This window comes from Streptomyces sp. NPDC043896 (genome assembly GCF_056435605.1).
This window is the reverse complement of sequence record NZ_JBWKEE010000027.1, coordinates 80,410-102,686: the sequence shown is the minus strand read 5'-3', so window position 1 is coordinate 102,686 and position 22,277 is coordinate 80,410. Positions and strand designations below refer to the sequence as shown.

General features: G+C 73.5%; 20 protein-coding genes. 4 read left to right on the top strand and 16 right to left on the bottom strand.

What is annotated here, in order from left to right; genetic code table 11:
• Window positions 1-122: 122 nt before the first annotated feature.
• Window positions 123-1,142, bottom strand: coding sequence for a hypothetical protein (locus tag AC069X_RS31565; protein ID WP_478733966.1), 1,020 nt, complete (start codon window positions 1,140-1,142; stop codon window positions 123-125).
• A gap of 236 nt (window positions 1,143-1,378) precedes the next feature.
• Between AC069X_RS31565 and AC069X_RS31560 the strand changes: the two genes are divergently transcribed.
• Window positions 1,379-3,418, top strand: coding sequence for a HelD family protein (locus tag AC069X_RS31560; protein ID WP_478733965.1), 2,040 nt, complete (start codon window positions 1,379-1,381; stop codon window positions 3,416-3,418).
• Between the two features lie 42 nt (window positions 3,419-3,460).
• On the opposite strand, the gene AC069X_RS31555 is transcribed toward AC069X_RS31560, so the two are convergent.
• From AC069X_RS31555 to AC069X_RS31540, 4 genes are all read right to left on the bottom strand, one after another.
• Complete coding sequence (locus tag AC069X_RS31555) at window positions 3,461-3,727, bottom strand: hypothetical protein (RefSeq protein ID WP_478733963.1); 267 nt, start codon at window positions 3,725-3,727, stop codon at window positions 3,461-3,463.
• A 24-nt stretch (window positions 3,728-3,751) separates the two neighbouring features.
• Window positions 3,752-4,837: a ParB/RepB/Spo0J family partition protein gene (locus AC069X_RS31550; protein ID WP_478733961.1), complete on the bottom strand. Its 1,086-nt coding sequence runs from the start codon at window positions 4,835-4,837 to the stop codon at window positions 3,752-3,754.
• Between the two features lie 5 nt (window positions 4,838-4,842).
• Window positions 4,843-5,019: a hypothetical protein gene (locus AC069X_RS31545; RefSeq protein WP_478733959.1), complete on the bottom strand. Its 177-nt coding sequence runs from the start codon at window positions 5,017-5,019 to the stop codon at window positions 4,843-4,845.
• Window positions 5,020-5,174: 155 nt separating this feature from the next.
• A complete protein-coding gene (locus tag AC069X_RS31540; RefSeq protein ID WP_478733957.1) occupies window positions 5,175-5,498 on the bottom strand; it encodes a hypothetical protein in 324 nt (107 codons plus the stop codon).
• A 162-nt stretch (window positions 5,499-5,660) separates the two neighbouring features.
• On the opposite strand from AC069X_RS31540, the gene AC069X_RS31535 reads away from it, so the two are divergent.
• Window positions 5,661-6,662 carry a helix-turn-helix domain-containing protein gene (locus tag AC069X_RS31535; RefSeq protein WP_478733955.1) on the top strand — a complete coding sequence of 334 codons (1,002 nt, stop codon included), beginning with the start codon at window positions 5,661-5,663 and terminating at the stop codon, window positions 6,660-6,662.
• A gap of 128 nt (window positions 6,663-6,790) precedes the next feature.
• Here AC069X_RS31535 and AC069X_RS31530 read toward each other — a convergent pair whose 3' ends face one another.
• From AC069X_RS31530 to AC069X_RS31495, 8 genes are all read right to left on the bottom strand, one after another.
• Window positions 6,791-7,375 carry an LOG family protein gene (locus AC069X_RS31530; protein ID WP_478733953.1) on the bottom strand — a complete coding sequence of 195 codons (585 nt, stop codon included), beginning with the start codon at window positions 7,373-7,375 and terminating at the stop codon, window positions 6,791-6,793.
• A gap of 53 nt (window positions 7,376-7,428) precedes the next feature.
• Complete coding sequence (locus tag AC069X_RS31525) at window positions 7,429-8,742, bottom strand: hydantoinase/carbamoylase family amidase (RefSeq protein WP_478733951.1); 1,314 nt, start codon at window positions 8,740-8,742, stop codon at window positions 7,429-7,431.
• Between the two features lies 1 nt (window position 8,743).
• Complete coding sequence (locus AC069X_RS31520) at window positions 8,744-10,735, bottom strand: M13-type metalloendopeptidase (protein WP_478733949.1); 1,992 nt, start codon at window positions 10,733-10,735, stop codon at window positions 8,744-8,746.
• Window positions 10,732-11,949, bottom strand: coding sequence for a cupin domain-containing protein (locus tag AC069X_RS31515; RefSeq protein ID WP_478733947.1), 1,218 nt, complete (start codon window positions 11,947-11,949; stop codon window positions 10,732-10,734). Before AC069X_RS31515 ends, AC069X_RS31520 begins: the two co-directional genes overlap by 4 nt.
• Window positions 11,950-12,380: 431 nt before the next feature.
• Window positions 12,381-12,887, bottom strand: a complete 507-nt coding sequence (locus tag AC069X_RS31510; protein ID WP_478733945.1) for a DinB family protein — start codon at window positions 12,885-12,887, stop codon at window positions 12,381-12,383.
• Window positions 12,888-12,921: 34 nt separating this feature from the next.
• On the bottom strand, window positions 12,922-14,103 hold the full coding sequence (locus AC069X_RS31505) for a cupin domain-containing protein (RefSeq protein WP_478733943.1): 1,182 nt from the start codon (window positions 14,101-14,103) through the stop codon (window positions 12,922-12,924).
• A gap of 46 nt (window positions 14,104-14,149) precedes the next feature.
• Window positions 14,150-16,144: a carbamoyltransferase C-terminal domain-containing protein gene (locus AC069X_RS31500; protein ID WP_478733941.1), complete on the bottom strand. Its 1,995-nt coding sequence runs from the start codon at window positions 16,142-16,144 to the stop codon at window positions 14,150-14,152.
• Entirely contained in the window at window positions 16,128-18,119 is a 1,992-nt protein-coding gene (locus AC069X_RS31495; RefSeq protein WP_478733939.1) for a S9 family peptidase, read from the bottom strand. Before AC069X_RS31495 ends, AC069X_RS31500 begins: the two co-directional genes overlap by 17 nt.
• A gap of 205 nt (window positions 18,120-18,324) precedes the next feature.
• Between AC069X_RS31495 and AC069X_RS31490 the strand changes: the two genes are divergently transcribed.
• Window positions 18,325-19,689 (top strand): MFS transporter, encoded by a 1,365-nt coding sequence (locus AC069X_RS31490; RefSeq protein WP_478733937.1) that lies wholly within the window; start codon window positions 18,325-18,327, stop codon window positions 19,687-19,689.
• An 89-nt stretch (window positions 19,690-19,778) separates the two neighbouring features.
• Here the strand turns inward: AC069X_RS31490 and AC069X_RS31485 are convergent, their stop codons facing one another.
• Together AC069X_RS31485 and AC069X_RS31480 are read right to left on the bottom strand one after the other, a co-directional pair.
• A complete protein-coding gene (locus AC069X_RS31485; RefSeq protein WP_478733936.1) occupies window positions 19,779-20,210 on the bottom strand; it encodes a hypothetical protein in 432 nt (143 codons plus the stop codon).
• Window positions 20,207-20,833 carry a hypothetical protein gene (locus AC069X_RS31480; protein WP_478733934.1) on the bottom strand — a complete coding sequence of 209 codons (627 nt, stop codon included), beginning with the start codon at window positions 20,831-20,833 and terminating at the stop codon, window positions 20,207-20,209. The genes AC069X_RS31485 and AC069X_RS31480 overlap by 4 nt, the downstream gene beginning before the upstream one ends.
• 199 nt (window positions 20,834-21,032) lie before the next feature.
• Here AC069X_RS31480 and AC069X_RS31475 point away from each other — a divergent pair, with 199 nt between their 5' ends.
• A complete protein-coding gene (locus AC069X_RS31475) occupies window positions 21,033-21,338 on the top strand; it encodes a hypothetical protein (protein ID WP_478733933.1) in 306 nt (101 codons plus the stop codon).
• Between the two features lie 41 nt (window positions 21,339-21,379).
• Here AC069X_RS31475 and AC069X_RS31470 read toward each other — a convergent pair whose 3' ends face one another.
• Window positions 21,380-22,252, bottom strand: a complete 873-nt coding sequence (locus AC069X_RS31470; protein WP_478733931.1) for an endonuclease/exonuclease/phosphatase family protein — start codon at window positions 22,250-22,252, stop codon at window positions 21,380-21,382.
• Between the last annotated feature and the right edge of the window lie 25 nt (window positions 22,253-22,277).

Here is a 22,277-nt window from a genome sequence, read left to right as displayed (position 1 = left end):
AACGAAGCGTCCCCGGCAACGGCAGCATCGCGCTCTTCGACGCCGGAGAACCGTGATTCGAAACGTCATGGAGGAAAACTCTCCGAGGCGCCTGTCACTGTCAGTCCAACGGTGTGGCCCTGTTATTGGATGCTCCATCGGTGGGGGTGTGCGGGCTCGGTGGGGCAGGCGAAGATGTTCAGCAGGCCGTCTCGGCCGATCGTGAGTTCCGTGGGGCGCCTGTTCCGGAGGTGTTCGGCGACGGCCCACTCTTCGGTGGGCATCCAGCTGCCGTGGGCGCCGTCCCACTCGTCGCTGTCGAGCGTCAGCAGGAGGGCCATCGGTGCGGCACAGGTTTCGCAGTTCATCGGGGAGGGGTCGGTCGTGTGCCAGGAGGGGAATCCGCCCACCCGGCAGCCCTGGGGGATCGACAGGTCGTGGTGGTAGGTGACCGGCTCGTCCTCCAGGCCGCGCTTCTCCGCCTTGCGTTCCTCCGCGTCCTCCCAGGCGTCGATCCTCCTCCACAGCCGGACGGGGAGTGATCCGGCGTACGGGTAGGTGACGACCTGCTCGGGGTGCAGTACGCACGGCTCGGCGACCGCGCCCTCGAAACCGACCAGCGTCGGCTGCGGTGGGGCGTCCAGCGGGACGGCGACCTGGTCGGAACGGCGCCAGCGTACGTGCGGGGCCAGGCCGTGGCGGCTCGGGCCGTGGGCCTCGAACGGGCACCACAGGAGCTGGAGCAGGTCGCAGCCGTCCGGGCCGGGCGGGAGGCCGGGTACGTCACGGCGGTACAGCTGGGCCAGGCCGACCAGGGGGGTCGGATCGGTGGCGGCGACGTCCCGGTCGCGGTGCCTGCGGCCGAGTTCCTTGAGCAGGACCCGTTCCTCGTCGCTGGGCCGGTCACGGGCCCAGGCGTCCGCGAGCACCTGGCGCCGGCGGTGGATGTCCGCGACGCGGTACCCGCTGCCGCGCTTGTGCGGCTCGGTGCAGACCGGCCACGGTTCGTCGGCCGGCCACAGCAGCGGACCGCCGATCGAGCTGACCGACGCGTCCGGATGCCCCGGCCTCGGGTGCAGGCGCGTCGTCACACCTCGAAACGCCCGCAGCTTCGGGAAGAGTTCCTCGACGTGCACGGGGCGGGGTGGTGTGGTTCTGGTCATGCGGAAACCCTATGCCACCGGGTCGGGCCCGTCGTGATCGGCCGTGCAATGCGGGAATGCGGACCGGTGGATATTCCGTATGGCCGGGCGTTGTTGACGGGGCATGGGGTGGTGGGCAAGTCAAGGCTTATCTTCCGGGGAACTCGACCGTATGGTGTCGTGCGAATCGAAGGAGCAATTGGTTGTCCAGGAATGAAGATGCCGCTGTGCGTGCCGTTGCGCTGGAGCGGGATTGTGTGTCCTCTTTATATGAACTGCTCTCCGAGCGGATTTCCGAGGCGCGTGCACAGCGGGCGAGGGTGCTGAAGGCCCCGGCGGGCAGTGCCGGTGAGGCGTACGAGAGGGACGTGGCCGCCGAGCGGCTGGCCCGGGAGATCGGGCGGCTGGAAGGGGCCGAGAAGGGGCTGGTGTTCGGGCGCATCGACCTGGCGGACGGCACCGCCCTGCGCATCGGGCGGATCGGGCTGCACAGGGAGGAGAACGAGCTGCCGCTCCTCGTGGACTGGCGCGCGAACGCGGCGCGGCCCTTCTACGAGGCGACACCGGTCCATCCCATGGGCCTGCGGCGGCGCCGGCACCTGCGCCTTGAGGGGCGCAGCGTCGTATCGGTGAGCGACGAGCTGCTGGACGGGACGGCCGCCACCGACGAGGACGTGGTGGGGGACGGCCCGTTGGCCGAGGCCCTGTCGGCACGGCGTACGGGCAGGATGCAGACGGCCGTCGCGACGCTGCGGGCCGAGCAGGACGAGATCGTCCGGTCCGCGCACCGCGGGGTGACCGTGGTGCAGGGCGGGCCCGGGACCGGCAAGACGGTGGTCGCCCTGCACCGGGCGGCCTATGTGCTGTACGCGTTCCCGCGCGCCGCGGGTGAGGGTGTGCTGGTGGTGGGCCCGAACACCCGGTTCCTCGACTACATCTCCCAGGTCCTTCCCTCGCTCGGGGAGAGTGACGTCGTTCTGGCGACCTGCGGGGAACTGGCCGGAGTGTCCGCGGACAGGGTGGAGCCGTTCGACGCGGCGCGCCTCAAGGGCGGTGCCGGTCTCGCCGACGCCCTGGCCGGGCTGCTGCGCGCCCATCAGGCCCCCGCCGGGGACTTCGCCGTGCGGGTCGGGCAGGAGGTGGTGCGTCTGTCCGGCGGGGAAGTCGCCGCGGCACGCGATGCCGCCGTGGCGGCCGCACCGGGGCACAACCCCGCGCGTGAGGTGTTCAAGGAGCTCTTGGCCGACGCCGTCACCGACGCGGTGCGACGGGACCTGGGCGACCTCATGGAGCAGATCGACGCCGATGCCGCCCGGATGACGGGCCTGGACCTCGACCGGTTCACCGGAGCGGCGGGGCGTCGTGAGGAGGGCGCGGGCGACCCGGGTCCGGCGCACGAGCTGGACCTGGACGCCATCCGGGCCGGTCTCCTCGACGACGCCGGCGTCGAGCGGGCGGTCGAGGTGTTGTGGCCGCGGCTGGTGCCCGGTGACCTCGTGAACGCGCTCCTGACGGATCCCGGCGCCCTCGCCGAGCACCTGCCCCGGCTGACCGCGCGGGAGCGGTCCGTGCTGCTGCGCGGCCGGGACGACCCGTGGACCGACGCCGACGCCCCGTTGCTGGACGAGGCGGCGAGCCTGGTCGATGGGCCGCCCGAGCGGACGTACGGGCACGTCGTCGTCGACGAGGCGCAGGAACTGACCGCCATGCAGTGGCGGATGATCGTCCGCCGCTGCCCGGCGAAGGCGATGACGCTGGTGGGTGACTTCGCCCAGGCGGGCCCGGTCGCGGCGGCACGCGACTGGAAGGAGGCGCTGGGCCCGCACGTCGGACCGCGGTTCAGGCTGCACGACCTGACGGTCAGCTACCGCACCACGCAGGAGATCCTGGAGAGCGTCCGGGACCTGCTGGCGCGGATCGCTCCGGAGCAGCGTCCGGCGCGGTCGCTGAGGAGCGGGGAGAGTCCGCGTACCGTGACCGCGTGTCCGGACGGGCTGGCCGCCGCCGTCGTCCGGGAACTCCGCGGCCAGAGCGCGGCGCACCCGGGCGAGCTCCTGGGGGTGATCTGCGCGGACGCCAGGGTGGGCGAGCTGACGGCCGGGGGCGTCGGCGGCCACGCGCGCGTCGTGCCGGCGTCCGAGGCACGCGGGCTGGAGTTCGACGGGGTCGTCGTCGTGAACCCCGAGGAGATCGTCACGGCCCGCCCCGGTGGGGAGAGGGACTTGTACGTGGCCCTGACGCGGGCGACGAAGCGGCTGTGCACGGTCGACGCCGCCCGGTCCGGCGTACGGCCATGACGCCGGCCGGGCCGGTTCCGGTACCGCCGGGCGGGTGGCGGCTCAGCGGTGGTGCGGGTGTGACGGGGCGTTGAATTCCACGCCGACCCGGCAGGGCACCCGGGTCTGTGGTGGGAGGGTGCGGGTGGTGTGGCCGAGGAGGGTGCGGGCGTGTTCGGGGTCGAGGGTGAGCTCGATGCGGTCGCATTCGCAGGGCCGGTCGGGCGGGCCGACCAGCAGGTGGAAGGCGAGGGCTCCGTCCGCGTCACGGGACGTGCTGACCACCGCGTCCACGATTCCGGATATGGGCCGGGGGGTGTGCGTCGGCACGGTCGGCGCTCCTTCCTGTTCGGTTCAGGCGCTCAGTGCGGCCGGGTCGTCCTCGGCCGCCGACGCCAGTTCGTCGGCGAGCTGGGTCCACAGGTGGGCGTAGCCCTGGGCGAGCTGGGCCACCGGCTGCTTGCAGTGGGCCGGCAGGGTGGCGGTGATCCGCCGGCGGTCCTGGGCCATCACGGTGCAGGCGCTGAGGAGGCGCAGGACGTTGCGGCCGGATTCGCTGAGCCTGAGGGTGGGGTCCCGGCGCAGCGCGTCGAAGATGCGCAGCAGCCGGTCGGGGGAGGGGGTACGGGCGGCCGCGGTGGTGGCCGGGCGGCACGGGGCGAGCGGGGTCGGGGCGAGGGCGGGTGCGGGTGCGGGGGTCGGGGCGGTGCCGGGGGCGGTGACGGGGGCCGGTTCTGCGGGAGGGGGTGGGAGGGGGTCGCGGCCGGGGACGGGGTGTTCGCCGCGCCGCAGCCGGTCGCGTACGTCGGCCACGGTGGCCGGCGCCAGCCCGGCCTCGGCGGCGATCTGGCGCAGCGAGGCGCCGGGGTTGGCCCGTAGCAGGGCACTGGCGTGTTCCCGGCTCGCGGAGGCGTCCACGGGCCGGATCCGGCCGTCGCGGCCGATCCTGCGGTCGGCGCGGGCGCCGCTTCCCTTGCGCAGCCGGGCGACCCGGCGGGCGGAGAGCCCGGTGAGGGTGGCCACCGCGCGGTCCGACCAGAGGGGGTGGGCGGCGAGGACGCGGGCGGCCGCGGCGTCGCGGTCGGCCGGTGTGAGGGGGCGGCCGTGCGCCGTGTTGGTGGCGACGGCCAGCAGCCGGGCCTCGGTCTGGGGTCCGTCGAAGAACCGGACCCGGATGTCGGTGCGGCCCTGGGCGGCGGCGGCGCGCAGCCGGTGGACGCCGTCGACCACGGTCATGGTGGGACGGTGGACGAGGATGGGCGGGAGTTCGGCCTCGGTCTCGGCGAGGGTGCGGATCCAGTCGGCGTCCTCGCCGTCGACGCGGGGGGTGAAGCCGACGGATATCTCGTGGAGCGGGATCCGTTCGACGGGGAGGTCGCGGAGCCCTCGGTCCCTGAGTTCGATCAGCCGGTCCGCCAGGTCGAGGGGCCGCCGGTCCACGGGGGTCACTGCCAGCCGAGGTCGTCGTGGCTCGTGCCCGGTGCCGGGGTGGTGTCCCCGGCGGCGGCGGGCGGGGGTGTCGCGGTGTCGGCGTGGGCGGTGCCGGCCGTGAGAGTGGCGAGGACCAGGGACGCGGCCACGACTGCACTGCGGATCAGGCTGCGGGAGATCTCCGACGACATGTGCTTCCTGCCCTTCGTGGGGAGGGGTTGGTGATGCACATGAGTCTGCTCACTGCACCGAGCCGCGCAGAAGGGGGTGCGGGCTGGGCAAACCGGCCTTGGCATACTCAGTCCAGCTCCGCTCGCGTACCGGCGGATCCGCGGCAAAGTCTTCGTCAAGTCGTGCACTCGGGGGGCCAGTTCGTGCGAGGGGGTGGCGGTTCCGGGGGCGGCGGCAGCAGCGGTACCTCGGCCCGGACCAGGTCCCAGCCGGCCAGCGACGGCACCGTGGTCCGTGTCAGCCGCCACAGTCGTACGGCCGCCGCTTCCGCCTCCGCCAGTGACGCGGCCCGGAGGTAGACCCCGATGACCGGCCGGTCCTCGGGGTCGGGGTGCACGCTCACGTGCTGCAGGCCCTCGCGGCCCTCCGCGCACGCGGAGATCTCCGCCGCGGCGCTGCCGGGAAGCCTGCGGACGGTCAGCAGGGCCCGGAGATGCATGTGGACGAGGTACATCGGGTGCAGCAAACCCTTTGCTTCCGGATGCCGGCGACCGGTTGACTTATTCCGGACGCATTTGCGAACGCTGTATTGAGCGGAGCCAGACCCACCGGTATGTTCGATGGAATCACGCATCTTGTTTCCTGTCTGGAGCGGCCCTCGATGCTTGACTTGCTCGGACTCGACACGGTGACCGAAGCCGTGTACCGCGGAATCCTGGACGGGCCGCAGGAGGTGTCCGGGCTGTGCGAGCAGCTCGGGCTGTCCGAGGAGCAGGTACGGGACGCCCTCGACCGGCTCAGCGCGATGGCGCTGGTCCGCCCGTCGACCGGGGACTCCGGCCAGCTGCACGCGGTCAGCCCGCACGTCGGCATGGAGATCCTGCTGGCCCGTCAGAAAGCCGAGCTCGCCCGGCAGCAGCAGCGTCTGGAGGCCGGCCGGGCCGCGGCCGCGCAGCTGATCCTGGAGTACGACGGGCGGCGCGACGGCCGCGGCGCGCCGGACGCGGGGGTGCGCTACCTCGACGGGATCGACTCCATCCGCGACCATCTGACCGTCCTGCGGGGCGAGGTGGCCCATGAACTGCTCACCTTCGCCCCGGGTGGTCCGCAGACCCGGGCCAACATGGAGGCCTCCCGGCCGCTGAACCGGCAGCTGCTCGAACGCGGGGTGCAGATGCGCACCGTCTACCTGGACTCCATCCGCAGCTGTCCGGACACCATGGAGTACGCGCGCTGGCTGTCGGAGCAGGGGTGCCAGGTTCGTACCGCGCCCTCGTTGCCCAACCGGCTGATCATCTACGACCGCCGGGCGGCGGTGATCGCCGAGGACACCGGCAACACGGCGGCCGGGGCGGTGCAGGTCACGTCGCAGGGCATGGTGGCCACGCTGCACGCGCTGTTCGAGAGCGTGTGGCAGGCGGCCGAGCCACTGGAGTCGGCCGGCCCGGCGGTGCCCGGTACCCTCAACCGGCAGCAGGCCGAGGCCCTGCGGCTGCTCGCCCAGGGCCACACCGACGAAGCGATCGCGAGCCGGCTCGGCGTCTCGCCCCGTACCGCCCGGCGGATCGCCTCCGGTCTGATGGACGTGCTCGGTGCGGCCAGCCGGTTCCAGGCCGGGGTGCACGCCGTGCAGCTCGGCCACCTGCCCGCGACCCCCGGCTGACCGGCCCGGTCCGGCCGCCGGGCCCCGCGCCGGATCCGGTTCCGTACGGGGCTCCGTGCGCCCGGGGCCGGTTCTCACGCCGGGGCCGGTTCTCACGCCGGGGCCGGTTCTCACGCCGGGGCCGGTTCTCACGCGGGGGTCAGTACGGCCGCGCCCGGTGCGGCCAGCAGGTCCAGGGCTTCGTCGGCGGTCTCAGCGCTGTGCACGAGGCGGCGTTCCCCCGCGCTCAGGAAGCCCTCGGCCACCAGGTGGTCGAGCATGCCCAGCACCGGGTCGTAGAAGCCGCGGTGGTTGACCACCACGACCGGCTTCTCCATCAGGGAGAGCTGGTTCCAGGTGGCCACCTCCATCAGCTCGTCCATGGTGCCGATCCCGCCGGGCAGTACCGCGAAGCCGGCGGAGAGCCGGTACATCAGCGCCTTCCGGTGATGCATCGAGCGGACCACGAAGATCTCGCCGCGTGCCCGGTCGCCGCGCTCGCGCTCGTACAGGCTGCGCGGCAGCACCCCGGTGACGGAGCCGCCGCCCGCCAGCACGCCGTCGGCGACCGCGCCCATCACGCCCACTCCCCCGGCCCCGTACACCAGGTCCCGGCCGCGGCGGGCGAGTTCGTACCCGAAGGAGCGGGCGAACGCGAGGTGGTCCGGGTGGACTCCCGGGCGGGCGCCGCAGAACACCGCGATCCGCTCGTTCGTGGTGACCAGTGTCCGCATGGCTGCCCGCTCCCCGGTGTCCCCGGCGCGCGCGGTGGTCTCGTTCCCCCGGTTCACAGCACGGCCCCCCGGGCGACGCGCACGGCCGTGCGCAGCAGCACCCGGGCTCCGGCCACCAGGTCCTCGGGGCGGCTGTCCTCCTCGGGCACGTGGCTGATCCCGCCCAGGCTGGGCACGAAGATCATCCCGATGGGGGCGAGGTCGGCGACGACCTGGGCGTCGTGGCCCGCGCCGCTGGGCAGGACCTCGTGTGCCAGGCCCAGGCCGTCCGCGCTGCGCTCGATCTCCGCGCGCAGCCGCAGGTCCGCGGAGACCGGGTCCGAGCGGGTCTCGGCCACCACCTGGATGTCGGTGCCCGTGGAGCGTTCGATGTGCCGGAGCATCCGGCGCAGCACTTGTTCGGCGCCGGCCATCCGCCACGTGTCGGTGTCACGCAGGTCCACGGTCAGCCGGACGGTCCCGGCGATGGTGTTGGGCGTGTTGGGGTGCGGGTCGAGCCGGCCCACCGTGGCCACCCGGCACAGCCGCCGCTCGGCGGCCAGGTGCTCGGCCGCGAGCACCACGCGGGCCGCGGCCGCCATCGCGTCGCTTCGTCCTGCCATCGGGCTCGTCCCGCAGTGCCCGGCGGTGCCGCGCACCTCCAGGGTGAGCACGGTGCGGCCGGTGATGGCCTCGACCACCCCGATGCGGCTGCCGCTGCGTTCCAGTACCGGCCCCTGCTCCACGTGGAGTTCCAGGTAGGCGGCGATCGAGCCGGCCGGCCAGCAGGCGCTGCCCAGCGCGTCCAGGTCGCCGCCGGCCAGCCGGAGCGCCTCGCGCAGCGGCCGGCCGTGGTGGTCGGCGGGTTCCCGGGGAAGGGAGGCCAGCCGGCCGGCGACGGCCATCGAACCCCAGAACGGCTGCGGGAACAGGGCTCCCTCCTCGTTCGCGAAGGCCACCGCGACCGGCTCGCAGACGGTGTCCAGGCCGGCGTCGGCGAGGGTCTGGAGCACCTCCAGGGCGGCCAGCACCCCGTACGCGCCGTCCAGCCGGCCGCCGTTGACCACGGTGTCCAGGTGTGAGCCCATCATCAGCACCTGCCGCTCGTCGGCCTCCCCGTCCGGGTCCTCCCCGGCGGGACCGCCCGCGGCGGCGCGCATCACGATGTTCCCGGCCGCGTCCACCGAGGGGGTCAGCCCGGCCGCCCGGGCCTGGGCCATGAGGTAGTCCCGGGCCTCGCGGTCGGCGGCGCTGAAGCCCTCGCGGGTGATGCCGCCCGTCGCCGGGTCGGTGCCGATCCGCGCCAGCTCGGCGACCCGCCGCAGCAGCCGGTCCGGGTCGATGTCCAGCGTGAGCTGTCCGCCCCGCTCCAGTACCTGGTCGCTCATCTCACTCGCTCCTCGGCGCCATCAGCGTGAACCGGTCCGCCGGCCGGATGTACATGCCGTCGCCCTCGCGGACCCCGAACGCCTCGTAGAAGGCGGGGACGTGGCCGAGGACGCCGTTGCAGCGGAACCGGGGTGGTGCGTGCGTGTCGTTCTCCAGGCGCTCGCGCATCCGCTCCGGGGTGCGCTTGCCGCGCCACATCGACGCCCACAGCACGAAGAACCGGCGCAGTTCTCGGCGGCGGGAGGCGCCGGTCACGCCGAGGGCGGCGAGGTGGCCGTCGAAGGCGGCCTGGGCCACGGTCAGGCCGGCGATGTCGGCGACGTTCTCGGCGAGCGTGCGGGTGCCGCTGACGTGGTGGCCGCGGGGGCCGTGGGGCGCGTAGCGGTCGTACTGGGCGACCAGCGGGGCGGTGGCCCGCTCGAACGCGGCCCGGTCGGGGCCGGTGTGCCAGGCGCGGACGAAGGCGTGTGCCATCTCGTGGCAGACGATCGCGCCGAGCACCGCGAGGTCGCGGGCCGGGTCCGCGCCGGAGGTGAACACCGGTGGCCGCAGCAGCCCGGCCGGGACCACCACGTGGTTGAGCCCGTGCCGGTAGTAGGCGGTGACGGCCTGCGGCAGTACCCGCCATTCGTCCGGGTCCAGGGGGGTGCCGAGCCGGTCCAGCTGGTGGGCGAGCAGCCGTGCCCGGCTGCGCTTGACGTTGCCGGCCAGGTCGGCGGGGTCGGTGACCAGCGGGCCGGGCGGTGTGGTGGGCGCGGGCCGGCCGGCGGGGTGCGCGGTGCGCGGGCCGCCGAGTTCGAAGCGCATGGTGTCCAGCAGCGTCAGGTCCGCGGCCCGGCCCGCCGGGCTCTGCCAGCCGGCCCCGGCGAGCCGGTCCCGGAAGACGGCCGTCAGCTGCTCCACCAGGGCGGTCGCGGTCTGGAGTGCCTGCGGGTCCAGGTGGGTGCGTACGTAGCGGGCGCCGACGAGGTCGCCTGCGGCGGTCTGTACGAAGGCGGTGGCCCGCAGCCGGCGCGGCCAGGGGCGGCGGACGCCGGTCAGGTGCCGCCAGTAGAAGCTGAAGTGCTCGGCGAACACCCGGCGGGGGCCGAAGGGGGCCATCTCGTGGACGTGGCGCCAGGCCAGCCAGAGCCGCAGTGACTCCAGCGGGGTGGTGGCCCACCAGTGTTCGAGGGCGGTGAGGAAGCCCGCGGGCCGGATCCGGACCCGGGCGGTGCCGGGAACGGGGCCGAGTTCCTTCAGCCACGCCGACCAGGGGAACCCGCGGTCGCGGCCCGCCAGTCCGGCGGCCGTGGCGGGCGGCGGGGAGGCGTCCGGGGTGGCACCCGTGCTGTCCGGCGGGACGTGCCCGCCGGACAGCAGGGTCTCCGCGTGCAGGACGCGGGCCGCGGCCGAATCGGCGTCGGGCAGCCCGGCGAGGGAGAGCATCGCCGCCACGTGGACGGCGTACCGCTCGCGCAGGCGCTCGCTGCGCGCCTCGCGGTACAGCGAGGCGGCGGGCAGGCCGAGGCCGGAGGGGGTGAGGTCGAGTACGTACTCCCGCGCGCCGGCGGTGACGGCGGGGGCGGCGGCGCCGGTGACGCCCTGTGCCTGGAGCCGTCCCAGGACCTGGGCGAGGGCCCGCCGGTCGGGGGCGGCGTGGATCTCGGCGAGGTCGGCGGCGAGGGCGCCGGCACCGAGTTCCTCGATCTTCGCCTCGTCCATGAAGCTCGTGTACAGGTCTGCGATGCGGCGGCCGTCCGGGTCGGTGCCGGGGGTGCGGACCAGGGTGGCTACCTCCTCCTGCACCTGTTCGGCGAGGAGGGACAGCATGGTGGCCTCGGCCCGGTGCTCGGGCAGCACGAACCCGTCGGACCAGCGGCCCGCCGCGTACCGGTGGAAGTCGTCCTGCGGGCGGACCGACAGGTCGAGCAGCTCTGCCTCGGTGCCGTGGTCGTGGGCTTCGGCGGCGGCACGTACGGGGGTGGTGGTGCGGACGGCGGCGGTGGTCATCGGGCCGCGCTCCCCGGGCCGGCGGTGGCCGGCTCCAGCACGCCGAGCCGGGTCAGGGACTCGGCGGCCCGGACCGAGCGCGGGGCGGGGGCGCCCTGGAGCAGCTCGCCGGCCGGGACCGTGCCGCCCTGTTCGAGCAGGCGCAGGACGGCGGCCACCGAGTCCGGGACGGCGAGGGTGTGGCCGTTGACGGTCAGCCGGGTGCGGCTGCCGTCGCTGGGGCCGATCCGTACCGGGACGGGGCTGCGCCGGAGCGGGTCCTGCGGGCCGAGCCCGGAGAGGGAGGCCAGCCGTTCGAACTCCCGGGCCGGGCCGGCGCCGGTCCGTTCCCGGCTCGCCGCGGTGAGCCGGGACGTCTCTGCGGCGGGGGACAGCCGGGCCAGCCGTTCGGCGAGCAGGCCGAGCTTCGCGGCGAGCGCCGCGGGGGCCGGGCCGCCGTCCGCGCCGGTGCCGCCCGGGGGCGGGACGGCGGCGAACTCCTCGCCCTCGGTCAGGGCGTGCACCGTCTCGCGCAGCAGGTCGCGCCAGCGGCGCGGGGTGACGGTGACCGACACGTGCAGGGACACCCGGTCACCGGCGGCGGCGGCGTGCGGTGTGCCGTACGGCAGGTAGAGCACGTCGCCGGGGTGCAGGGTGGTCTCCAGGGCGGGCTCGCCGAGCGTGCCGTCGGGGTAGGTGACGGGTTCGGTGCGGCCTTCGGCCGCGGGCTCCCAGACCCGCCAGTGTTTGGTGCCCTCGGTCTGGACGACGAACACGTCCACCGGGTCGTGGTGCGGGGCGTATCCGTCGTGGCCGGCCGGGGTGAGGAAGGCGACCGCCTCGGCCGGGGCGTCGAAGGCGCGGGTGAACGCCTGGACCAGGCGACGGGCGGAGGGCAGGAAGTGGTGGAGGTAGTTCCAGGTGACCGTGCCGCCGGAGCGGAACAGTTCGTAGACCTGCTCGGGCACGACGGCCTCGGTGAGCGCGGCGCCGTGCTCGGCGGCCACCCTGGTGTAGGCCTTGGCGGCGACGCCCTGGCCGCCGCGGGCGACGCGGAGGTAGGCGGGGTGCACGGTTTCCATGGCGACGAGGTCGTCGAGCCGGTTCACCGACACCAGCTCCCGGGCGCGGGCCGTCTCCAGCGCCCCGCGGCGCAGCAGCGGCCGTTCGCCGAAGTGCCGGGAGAAGAACTCCCCGGTGTCCCCGACCAGTTCCTCGAAGGTCCAGTCCGTCACGATCCCGCCTCCCACTCGCGTCACTGCGTCCTTGCGGCCGTGCGGGCCAAAGGGGCGGCCGGAGCCGCCCCTTATGCCGCTGCCGGCAATTACTGGATGTTCACGTGGTACGCGGTGGCGAGCAGCTCGGCGGAGGTCTCGATGAACTCGATGTCGTCGTAGGTGTTCTCCATGACAATCAACTCCTTTTTCTTGTGGCCGGTCGTTTCCGGCGTTGATGAAATGATGTCCCGGCGCGGGTATTCGGGTCAACGGAGGTCTGTGGTGTTCAACCTGTTCAACCGGGGTCGTGTGCGCACTTGAACGGCTCGCGCGGGAAAGGGGGGCGGACATGCGGAAAGGGCTGTGCCCGGCTTCCGGTAAGGGGAGCCGGGCACAGCCCTGAGGTGTTTCCTGGGGTGTTTCCGGGGTGTTTCCTGGTTTCCGGGAATTCAGACCCCGGTGGTGCCGTCGATTCCCTCGCGGAGGAAATCTGCGTGCCCGTTGTGGCGGGCGTATTCGTGGATCATGTGGAGCATCACCCAGCGGAGCGAGACGTCGAGGCCGCGCCGGCGTTCGTGGACCACCAGGTCCAGGGACGCGGCCTCCTTCTCGATGCGCCGGGCATGCTCCGTCTCGTCCCGCCAGGCGGCGAAGGCCGTGGGCGCGTCCGCGTCGGCGGCCTCGTAGGCGGTCTGGAAGTCGAAGTCCTGCGACCACACCAGGGGGATGTCCTCGCCGCCGACCACGCGCCGGAACCAGGAGCGTTCCACCTCGGCCATGTGCCGGACGAGGCCCAGCAGGCTGAGGGTGGAGGGCGGCATGGAGCGGGTGCGGAGCTGGTCGTCGGTCAGGCCGGCGCACTTCAGTTCCAGGGTCTGCCGGTGGAACTCCAGGTGGGCGCGGAGCATTTCGCGTTCGTCGGCGATGGTGGGCGGTGAGGTGCGTTCGATGGTCACGGCCGGATCCTCTCATCCGGGCGGCGGGGCCGCCTCAGGCCGCGATCTCCAGCAGGCCGATCCTGGCCAGTCCCCGTGCGGTGCGGGTGGCGCGCTCGGCGGGGACCCCGGGGAAGACGTCGGCGGCGGCCACCCGCTCGCCCGCCGCCAGGCCGGCGATGGTGAGGGCCACGGGCTCCGGGACGGCGATCCGGTGTCCGTTGACGGTGAGTTCGACCCGCCCTCCGTCGGGGCTGGCGAACTCGACGGCGGCGGTGGTGCGGCGCATGGGGGCGTCCGGTTCGAGGGCGTCGAGACGGGCGGTGGTGCGGAAGGTGTTCCCGGCGGAGTTGCCGGGCATCCGGCGGCCGAGCTCGGCCAGCCGGTCCAGTTCCGGTCCGGGGTCGAGGGCGGTCAGGCGTTCGGCGACGGCCCGCAGCTTCTCGGTGAACAGCGCCTCGGTGCCGGCCGTGCGGTCGGCACCGATGAACGGGAACTCGTTGAACTCCGGGGCTCCGACCAGTTCCTCGAAGGTCTGCTTGAGCAGGTCCTTCCACATCCGCGGGCGGATCATGATGGAGAGGTGGACGGAGGCCAGCTCCTCGGCGGCGGCCGCGTGCGGGGTGTCGTACGGGAGGTAGAGCACGTCGCCGGGCTCCAGCAGGACGTCGATGACCGGCTCGCCCAGCTGCTCGGCCGTGTACGAGGCGGCTTCGCCGCGGCGTACCTCCGCCGGGTTCCACAGCCGCCACCGCTTGGTGCCCTCGGTCTGCACGATGAACAGGTCGACCGGGTCGTGGTGCGGGGAGAAGCCCTGCTTGCCGGCGGGGGTCAGGAAGGCCACGCAGTCGGTCTTGGCGCCGAAGCGGTCGCTGATGACGCGGGTGAAGTCGCGCAGCGAGGTGTCGAGGTGGTTCAGGGAGCTCCACACGATGGTGGCGCCGGCCCGGAACAGCTCGTAGACCTTCTCGGGGACGATGGCGTCGGTGAGGTCGGTGCCCTGGACGGTGATGGTCCGGGTGAACCCCTGGTCGGGGACGCCGGCGCCCTTGAGGTTGGCGCGCAGGTAGGGCGGCCGGATGATCTCCAGCTGGACCAGCTCGTCGAGCCGGCGCAGCGAGAGGACGTCCTGGGGGTCCTTCAGCGCGCCCTTGCGCAGCAGCGGCTTCTTGTTGAAGTACTCGGCGAAGAATTCCTTCTCGTCGCCGACCAGGTCGGCGAAGGTGTAGTGCGTCATGCCGGTAGTCCGTTCCGAGTGTCCCGGATGCCTCCGGGGGTGGGTGTCAGTGGCGGAGGGCGGGGGCGTCCCCGAAGGCCGTGCCGGGGCCGTGGTCGCGGCGGAACTGTTCGAGGTTCCGTGCGAAGTCGGGGTCCTTCGAGGCGATCCGTTCGGCGAGGAGCCGGACCCGGTTGGGGGTCCAGGTGTCCGGGTCGGCGAGGAGCTGCGGGGTGCCGGTGAGCAGCAGCAGGCCCGCCTCGGTGTGGCCGCGGTCGAGCCAGGACTGCCAGATCGCGTCGCGGTCGGCTTCCTGTCCGGCGAAGAAGGCGGTGGCCCGGGGGTGTGGTCCGGCCGGCGGGACGGCGTCGGCGGTGCCGGGTTCGCGCAGCAGCACGCGGCGGCCGGCGAGGTAGACGATCCGGATGTGCTTGCGGACTGCGAAGTTCAGCGCCTGGGCGGCGGTGTCGACGATGGGCTCTCCCTTGTCGTTGAGGGAGGTGTTGCAGACGATCGGCACTCCGGTGGCGTCGTGGAACGCCTCGATCGCCCGGTGCAGCAGCGGGTTGTCGGCGGCGGTGAGGGTCTGGTGGCGGGCGGTGCCGTCCAGGTGGAGGACCGCCGGTACGCGCTCGCGGACTTCGGGGCGGACCCGGGCGGCCTCCAGCATGTACGGGGAGGGGCGGTCCTGCTCGAACCAGTCGCCGGCGTGCTCGGCGAGGACGATCGGGGCGACCGGGCGCCACCACTGGCGCTGCTTGCACTCGTTGAGGAGGTCCTTGACCTTCTCCGAGCGGGGGTCGCCGAGCAGGCTGCGGTGGCCGAGGGCGCGCGGTCCCATCTCGGCGGCGCCGTCCGCCCAGACGACGACCGAGTCGGTGAGGTCCTCGGCGAACCGCCGCGGGTCGAAGTCGGTGACGTCCTCGACGAACGGGGCGAACGCGGCCAGAGCCTCGTCGGTCTCTTCGGTGCGCAGGTCGTTGCCCTGGTAGGCGGTGGGGATCTCCAGGTCGGCGGTGTCGAGGGCGCCGCTGGTCCACAGCCCGAGCAGGCCGAGGCCCAGGGCGACGCCGGAGTCGTTGGCGCAGGGCGGGGTGAGCAGGCCGCGGAACCGGTAGCGGTCCAGCATCCGGGTGTTGGTCTGCACGTTGAGGGCGAAGCCGCCGCTGATGGAGAGGTAGCAGTCCTCGGGGCGTACGCCGCCCAGTGCGGCGAGTTTCTCCACGGTGCGGGCGGTGATCAGCTCGCAGCATTCCTGCACCACCTTCATGACGGCGCTGTGCAGGTTCTCCTCGGCGGTGAAGCGGGGGTCGGGGCGGGTGCCGTCCAGTTGGCGTGCGGCCTTGGCGAGGACGCTCTTGACCAGGCCGAAGGCCGCGGACCAGGGCTGTACGTGGCCGCCGGGGAAGGTGAGGTCGCCCAGTTCCGCGGCGGCGTCGAGGCCGACCGCGGTGTCGCAGGCGGAGGCGAGCGCCATGAGGGTGCCCGGTTCCTTGCCCAGGACCCGGTCGGCGGCGTGGTAGAGCGGGGCGGGGGACTCGACGGGGGCGAAGGTGATGTCGCCGCGGACCGAGACGCAGCCCGCGTAGTAGGCGGGCGGCAGCTCCCGTTCGAGGACCAGGTCGGGGGCGGCGTCCACGGCCAGCCCTATGATCACCGACTCCTTGAACAGCCGGGTGTCCAGCAGCAGTCCGCTGAACAGGTGGCCCAGGCTGTGCAGCGGCAGTCCCTCGGCGCCCGCGGGCAGCGGCAGGGGCTGGTATCCGGGCAGGCCGGGGGTGCCCCAGCTGACGGTGACGTCGGCCGGGGACAGGCCCTCGCCGGCGAGCAGGTGGGCCAGGAAGGCGTCGGTCCGTTCGGTGGTGTAGAGCGGCCAGGAGTGGTGCTTCTGGCCGCTGATCCGCTCCAGCTCCCAGTGCCGGACCAGTTCGACGCGGTCGGAGGTCCGCCGCCACAGGGAGAGGTTGTGGTCGTGGCGCGGGGAGATGACGGCCCGTTCGCCGGGCGGGGTGAGGTAGGCGGAGAGGATGTACTCGGCGGGCTGGTCAGCGTGCGGGGGCACGGTCGTCCTCCTCGGGCATCTGGCGGGACCACCAGTCGAGGATCGCCTCGTAGCGGGCGACCCGGTGGCTGGGCAGACCGGTGCGGGACATGTCGTGCCCCTCGCCGGGGAACAGCAGCAGTTCGACCGGCACCCCCCGCGTCTTGAGCGCGACGAACATCCGCTGCGCCTGCTCCATGGGGGTGTGGCGGTCCTCTTCGGACTGGATGAACATCATCGGGATGTCGATCCGGTCGGCGTGGCTGATCGGGCTGAGCTCCGCCCAGCGTTCGGTGTCGGCGCCGTACAGGGCGATGGAGTTGTTGACGCCGTCGTCGGCGGAGCCGAAGTGGCTGTCGATGGCGTAGCAGCCGCGCTCGCCCATCGCCGCCCGGAACCGCTTGCCGTGGTGGGCGGCGAGCCAGGCGGACATGTAGCCGCCGAAGGAGCCGCCCTGGACGCCGACCCGGCCGGCGTCGAGGGTTTCGTCGCGCAGTGCGTGGTCCAGGAGGGCCAGCAGGTCGGGGGCGGTGCGGCGGGCCAGGTCGTCGGCGGCCCAGCGGCCGTGCGCCTGTCCGTATCCGGAGGTGCCGCGGGGGTTGCCGAGTACCACCGCGTAGCCGGCGCGGGCGTAGACCTGGGCCTCCTCGAAGGAGGCGGGTCCGTTGAGGGTGTAGCCCCACTGGGTGTAGGGACCGCCCTTGATCTGGAGCAGGACCGGATGCGGGCCGGGGCCCTGCGGGCGGACCAGCCAGCCCTGGAGGGGGTAGCCGTCGTCGGCGTGGGCGGTGAACTCCTCGGCCGGGCGCAGCCGGGCGCGGGCGCGCAGTGCGGCGCCGAACGAGGTCAGTTCGCGTTCGGTGCCGTCGCGCAGGACGGTGAGGTCGCCGGCGCTGCCGACGCCGGAGAGGACGGCGGCCACGGTGGTGGTGCCGTCGGGGGGTTCGGCCACCGCGAAGCCGTTGACCTGGCGGCGGCCGGTGATGACGGGGCGGGGTTCGCCGCCGTCGTAGGGCACCAGGAGCAGGTGGACCTCGCCGTGCCAGTCGTTGGGGAAGTACACCCCGTCCCGGCCGGGCTGGATCATCAGGGAGGAGAAGCTCAGGTGGTAGGGCTCGGGGTCGGTGAGGCGGACCGGTTCGGCGGAGCCGTCGGTGAGGACCGACCAGAGGCCGTAGCTGCTGGCTCCGCGGGCCCGGTTGTCCTCGGTGAGGGTTTCGGCGGCGAAGCAGACCCGGGTGCCGTCCGGGGAGAACTTCGGGCAGCTCATCTCCAGTCCGCCCCGGGTGAGGGGGCGCTGGCCGCTGCCGTCGGGGGCGCACAGCCACACGTCGCGGCGCAGGTCGTCGGCGTGGCCGGGGTGCCGGCCGGAGACGAAGGTGAGCAGCGAGCCGTCGGGGCTCCAGGAGACCTCGTCGTGGTCGAAGGGGCCCGAGGTGAGCTGGGCGGCGGCCGGGGCCGCGGCGAAGGCGCCCGTGGCGAACGGGTCGGTGACGAACACGTGGCGCGGCCGGTCGAAGGTGAACCCGAGCCCGTCCGCCATGAAGCGCAGGGCGGTGATCCGGCGCGGCCGTTCCTTGCCGGGCGGTACGCCGGGCAGGTAGCGGCCCGGTTCGGGCACCCGGGCGGTGAAGGCGAGGCGGGTTCCGTCCGGGTTCCACACGGGCTGGCCGGCGCCGAGCGGCAGGTCCGTCACGGGGAACGGGTCACCGCCGTCGAGCGGGAGCAGGTGGATCTGGGCGGGGCCGCCGCCGGGCAGCGGGCGCAGGAAGGCGAGCCAGCGTCCGTCCGGGGAGAAGGCCGGGGCGCCGTCGGACGGGCCCCGGGTGAGCCGGCGGGCCGGCGCGGACCCGTCGGTCGCGGCCACCCACAGCTCGGTCGCGTTGGCATCGGCGGCCAGGTCGGGTCCCGTCACGCTGACGGCGGCCAGACGTCCGTCGCCGGACAGGGTGGGCCGTCCCAGAATTCGCAGCAGATCGATATCCGTAGGGAGCATGGACGGAAAGGTAGGAGCGGCGTCCGGATGCCCTCAACCTCGTTCAACCGGGACGTTCAACTGCGACCGTCCGCCGGGGTGCCGGGGGTCCGCGGGGTGTCCAACCGCGGCGGTGCGGGGGTTGGACGGGGTGGTTGAGGAGATCGCGGGGGCTGCGGCATCATCGTGCGCTCCTGGCCGCCGACCGCAGAGTTGAGGTTTCCGCATGGCCCGAGCGAAGGGTCTCCCGAAGGGGCCGTTGAAGGGTCCGCTGGCGCATCCGGGTTTCCGGCGGCTGTGGACCGCGGGGTTCGTCTCGGAGACCGGCGACTGGATGTTCATGATCGCCATGCCGGTCTTCGTGTACCGGCTCACCGGTTCGGTGTCGGCGACCGCGACGAACTTCATCCTGGAACTGCTTCCCGGTCTGCTGCTGTCGCCGCTGGCCGGGGTGCTCGCGGACCGGTGGGACCGGCGCCGGCTGATGATCGGGGTGAGTCTGCTCCAGGTGCTGGCGCTGCTGCCGCTGCTGGCCGTCGACGGGCCCGGTGAGCTGTACCTGGTCAACATCGTCACCTGTGCGCAGGCCACGCTGGCCACCGTCTTCCAGCCCGCCAAGTACGCGCTGCTGCCGTCTCTGGTCTCCTCCGCCGACGTGCCCGCCGCCAACGCGCTGGCCAGCCTGGGCGGCAACCTGGCGCGGCTGCTGGGTGCCTCCAGCGGGGGTTTCCTGCTGGCCGGGGCGGGGCTGCCGGGCGTCCTGGTGATCGACGCGGCTTCGTTCCTGCTGGCGGTGGGCCTGCTGGCCCGCCCGTTCGGTGTGCCGCGGCCGGAGACGGTCCGTGAGCCGGTGTGGCGGGCCTGGGTGGCCGGGCTTCGGGAGATCCGGGAGCGGCGCGGGCTGCGGCTGATGGTGCTGCCGGTGGGCCTGATCGGCCTGGCCCAGGGCCTGTTCGCGGTGCTGTTCGTGGTCTTCGTGACCGAGCGGCTGGGCGGCGGCGAGGGGGAGACCGGGCTGTTGCGCGGGGTCCAGGCGATCGGCGGCATGGCGGGCGGGGCGCTGATCGGCACGCTGGCCCGTCGTACGGAGCCGGGCCGGCTGCTGGGGTGGGCGCTGCTGGTGTTCTCCGCGATGACCGCCGTGACCTGGAACAGCGCTTACGTGACGACCGCGATCTGGTTCCAGGCGTCGCTGTTCGCGGTGCTGGGGGCTCCCGGCATCGGGGTGTTCGCGGGCCGGATGGCGATCGTCCAGCTGCACACCTCGGACGCCACCCGGGGGCGGGTGCTGGCCTCCTTCCAGAGCGTGTTCGACGGTTTCACCGCCCTGGGCATGGCGCTGGCGGGCGCGCTGGCCGGGCTGCTCGGGCTGCCGCTCGCGCTCGACGTGCAGGCCGCTCTGCTGGGTGTGGCGGGGCTGCTGGCGCTGTGGCACTTCCGGCCGGGGGTGCGGTCGGGCGGGGCCGGAGCCGGAGCGGTGGGGGCCGGGCAGGGCCCGGGGGAGGACGCGGCCGCCGCGGAGCCGACGGCTGACGCCGGCGGGTCGGGCGCCGGCCCCGCCGGCCGGACACCCGCGCCGACGTCCTCGTAACGGCGGGCGGGCGGGTGGGCGGGAGGCCGGCGGAAACGGTTCCCGCCCACCCGTTCGCGCGGGGGGCGGGAACCGTCCGGGCATCCGCCTCAGGAGGAGACGGCGGTGACCTGCCAGGCGATCATTCCTGTGGCTCCGGATGCCGGGGTGATGTCGATCGGCAGTGCTTCCGGGGAGTCCTGGATGCGCTGGTCCGCCGGTACTCCGTCGCACGGGACGGGCTGCGGGGCCCTGTCGCCGAGGGTCATCCGCACGGTGCCGGTGCCGACGCAGGCCACGGAGACCTTGTACGTCCCGCCCTTCGTGAGGGAGGAGCGGGCGTGTACGCCGTCCGAGACCTTCTCGACCCCGGACTCCACGAACTCCGGGGCGTCGGGCGGGATCTTCTCCAGCAGGCCCTTGGCGCGTACGCCCTGGGCCTCCTCGTCCGCCGGTGCGGTCCCGCCGCCGCAGCCGGCCGCCAGGAGGGATGCGAGAGCGAGCGCCACGGCCGTGGTCAGCGGCCCGCGGCGTCCTCTCACGAGGCGGTCTCCCAGTACTTCCAGCCGACCTCCGAGGTGGGCAGCTTCGCGGTGCCGCTCTTGAGGAGCTTCTTGCCGCAGCCGTCCGCGCTGGTCTCGTACTTGGCCCACTTCACGGAGTAGCCCCAGGAGCCGTACTGGAGGTGGCCGTACTTGCCGCTGGTCACGTTCCTGCGGTACTCGTGGCCCACGGTGATCCCGACCTCGGTGCCGATCTTCGCGGTGATCGAGACCTTGGCCTTGGCGACGATGCCGCTGACCTCGACCTCACCGCCCGCGCTGACTTCCCGGAGGACCTTCCCCGACCGCTCCACCCGGACCACCATGGTGCCGCCCGGACCGTCCTTGAACGACGTGCCGCTGAACTTGGCCGGCATGTGGACCGCGGTCTTCGACGGGATCTCGAACCACGTACGGCGAGGGTTGTCGCACCTCTGGGCGCCGGCCTCCGAGTTGACGGAGGTCTCCGGCAGCTGCGCCAGCGACTCGTCCTCGGGTGCGGCCGCCTCGACGGCCTCGACCGCGGGAACCGCGGACGGCGCTTCGTCACCTGCCGCCTGTGCCGGGGACGCCAGTCCGCCGAGCAGAGCGAGAGCGAAGACCGGGCCAACGGTCCCACGCACGGTAAAACGCATAATTCCCCCATTTTCAAATGTTTATGAGCCATCGTCAGGTCAACGACGTGGCCCCTCGGCGAAGACCGTAGCCGCGCCCGGGAGGGAACGGGGAGGGCCGGAGCGAGGTTCTGAGCAAGAATTGAGGATCATGAGCACGGGACGCCCGGCGGCCGGTGGGGCGTACCCGGACGCTTAGGATCCCGGGATGGAAATTGAACTGTCGGACGCCCTGTCGGACGCCCTGGACGAACTGGCCGAGATGCGGGAAGCGGCCGACGAGGCGCAGGCCGAGCTGGCTCGCCTGCGGGAGGAACTCGGCGACACGGCTCCGTGGACGGACGAGCAGCACGCGATCTGGCGGGACGCGTGGGAGGAGGCGCGCGAGCCCTGGTGGCTCCTGGACACGGCCCTGGAGCAGTACGCGGAGGAGCTCGGTGTGGAGCGCGAGGAGCTGGAGGCCATGCTGCGGAAGGCCGCGGGCCAGGAGCCGCCGCTTCCGGAAGAGGGCTGAGGACCCGGCTGCCGCCGCGCCCTCCGCGGCGGCGCGTCAGCTCAGCCGGCGGGGTTCCGGTTCAGGTCGGTGTGCAGCACGTGGTGGTCCGAGTACGGGCTGGGGCCGACGTGGTGGGTGCGGGGGGTGACGCCGCGCAGGAAGACGTAGTCGAACTTGAGGTTCCAGTCGGTGGTCGCCGCGCAGGCGTCGGCGCCGGCGGGCGGCGAGGGGCGGCAGGCGGGGTCCGTCTCCCGGGCCAGGGCCCACATGGGGCCGAGTTCGGGGGCGCGGGGTACGGCGTTGAAGTCGCCGAGGACGATCGCGCGGTCGTGGCGGGCGACCGCCGCGGCGAGCACCTCGACCTGGCCCGCCCGTACCTCTGCCTGCCGGCGTTCGGCGAGGTGGGTGTTGAAGACGCGGACGGGCCGGCCGCCCACCAGGGTGGTGACGGCCAGGTAGCCGCGGTCCTCGGAGCCGCCGTCGGGGTACTCGGAGTTCACCGGGTCCGTCATCGGTGCCGCCGAGAGGATGGCCTGGCCGAAGCCGCCCGGCCGCCAGGGCAGTCCCCCGCAGCGGTTCCAGTTCCGCAGGACGCTCCCGTACTCGACCCGGTAGACCAGGCCGTAGACCTCTTCCAGGTGGGCGCGGATCTGCTCGACGTCCCGTACGCAGGCCTCCTGGAGGCCGATGACCTGCGGGGCGCGGGCGGCGATCTCCTTGGCCCGGCCGAAGTTGAGCCCGCTGCCGCACGGGTTGCAGATGTTCCACGTGGCGACCCGGTCGGGTACCACCTGCGGCGGCTGGGCGAGGGGAGCGCCGGTGCCGGGTGCGCTGGGGCCCAGGAGCAGCGCCGTGCAGACCGCGGTCATCGCGCACGCGGCCCGGCGCGCGCCCCTTCTCAGCACGATCGCCTCCCCGGAGTGGACGCACATCATCACACGGCGGCCTCGACGGATG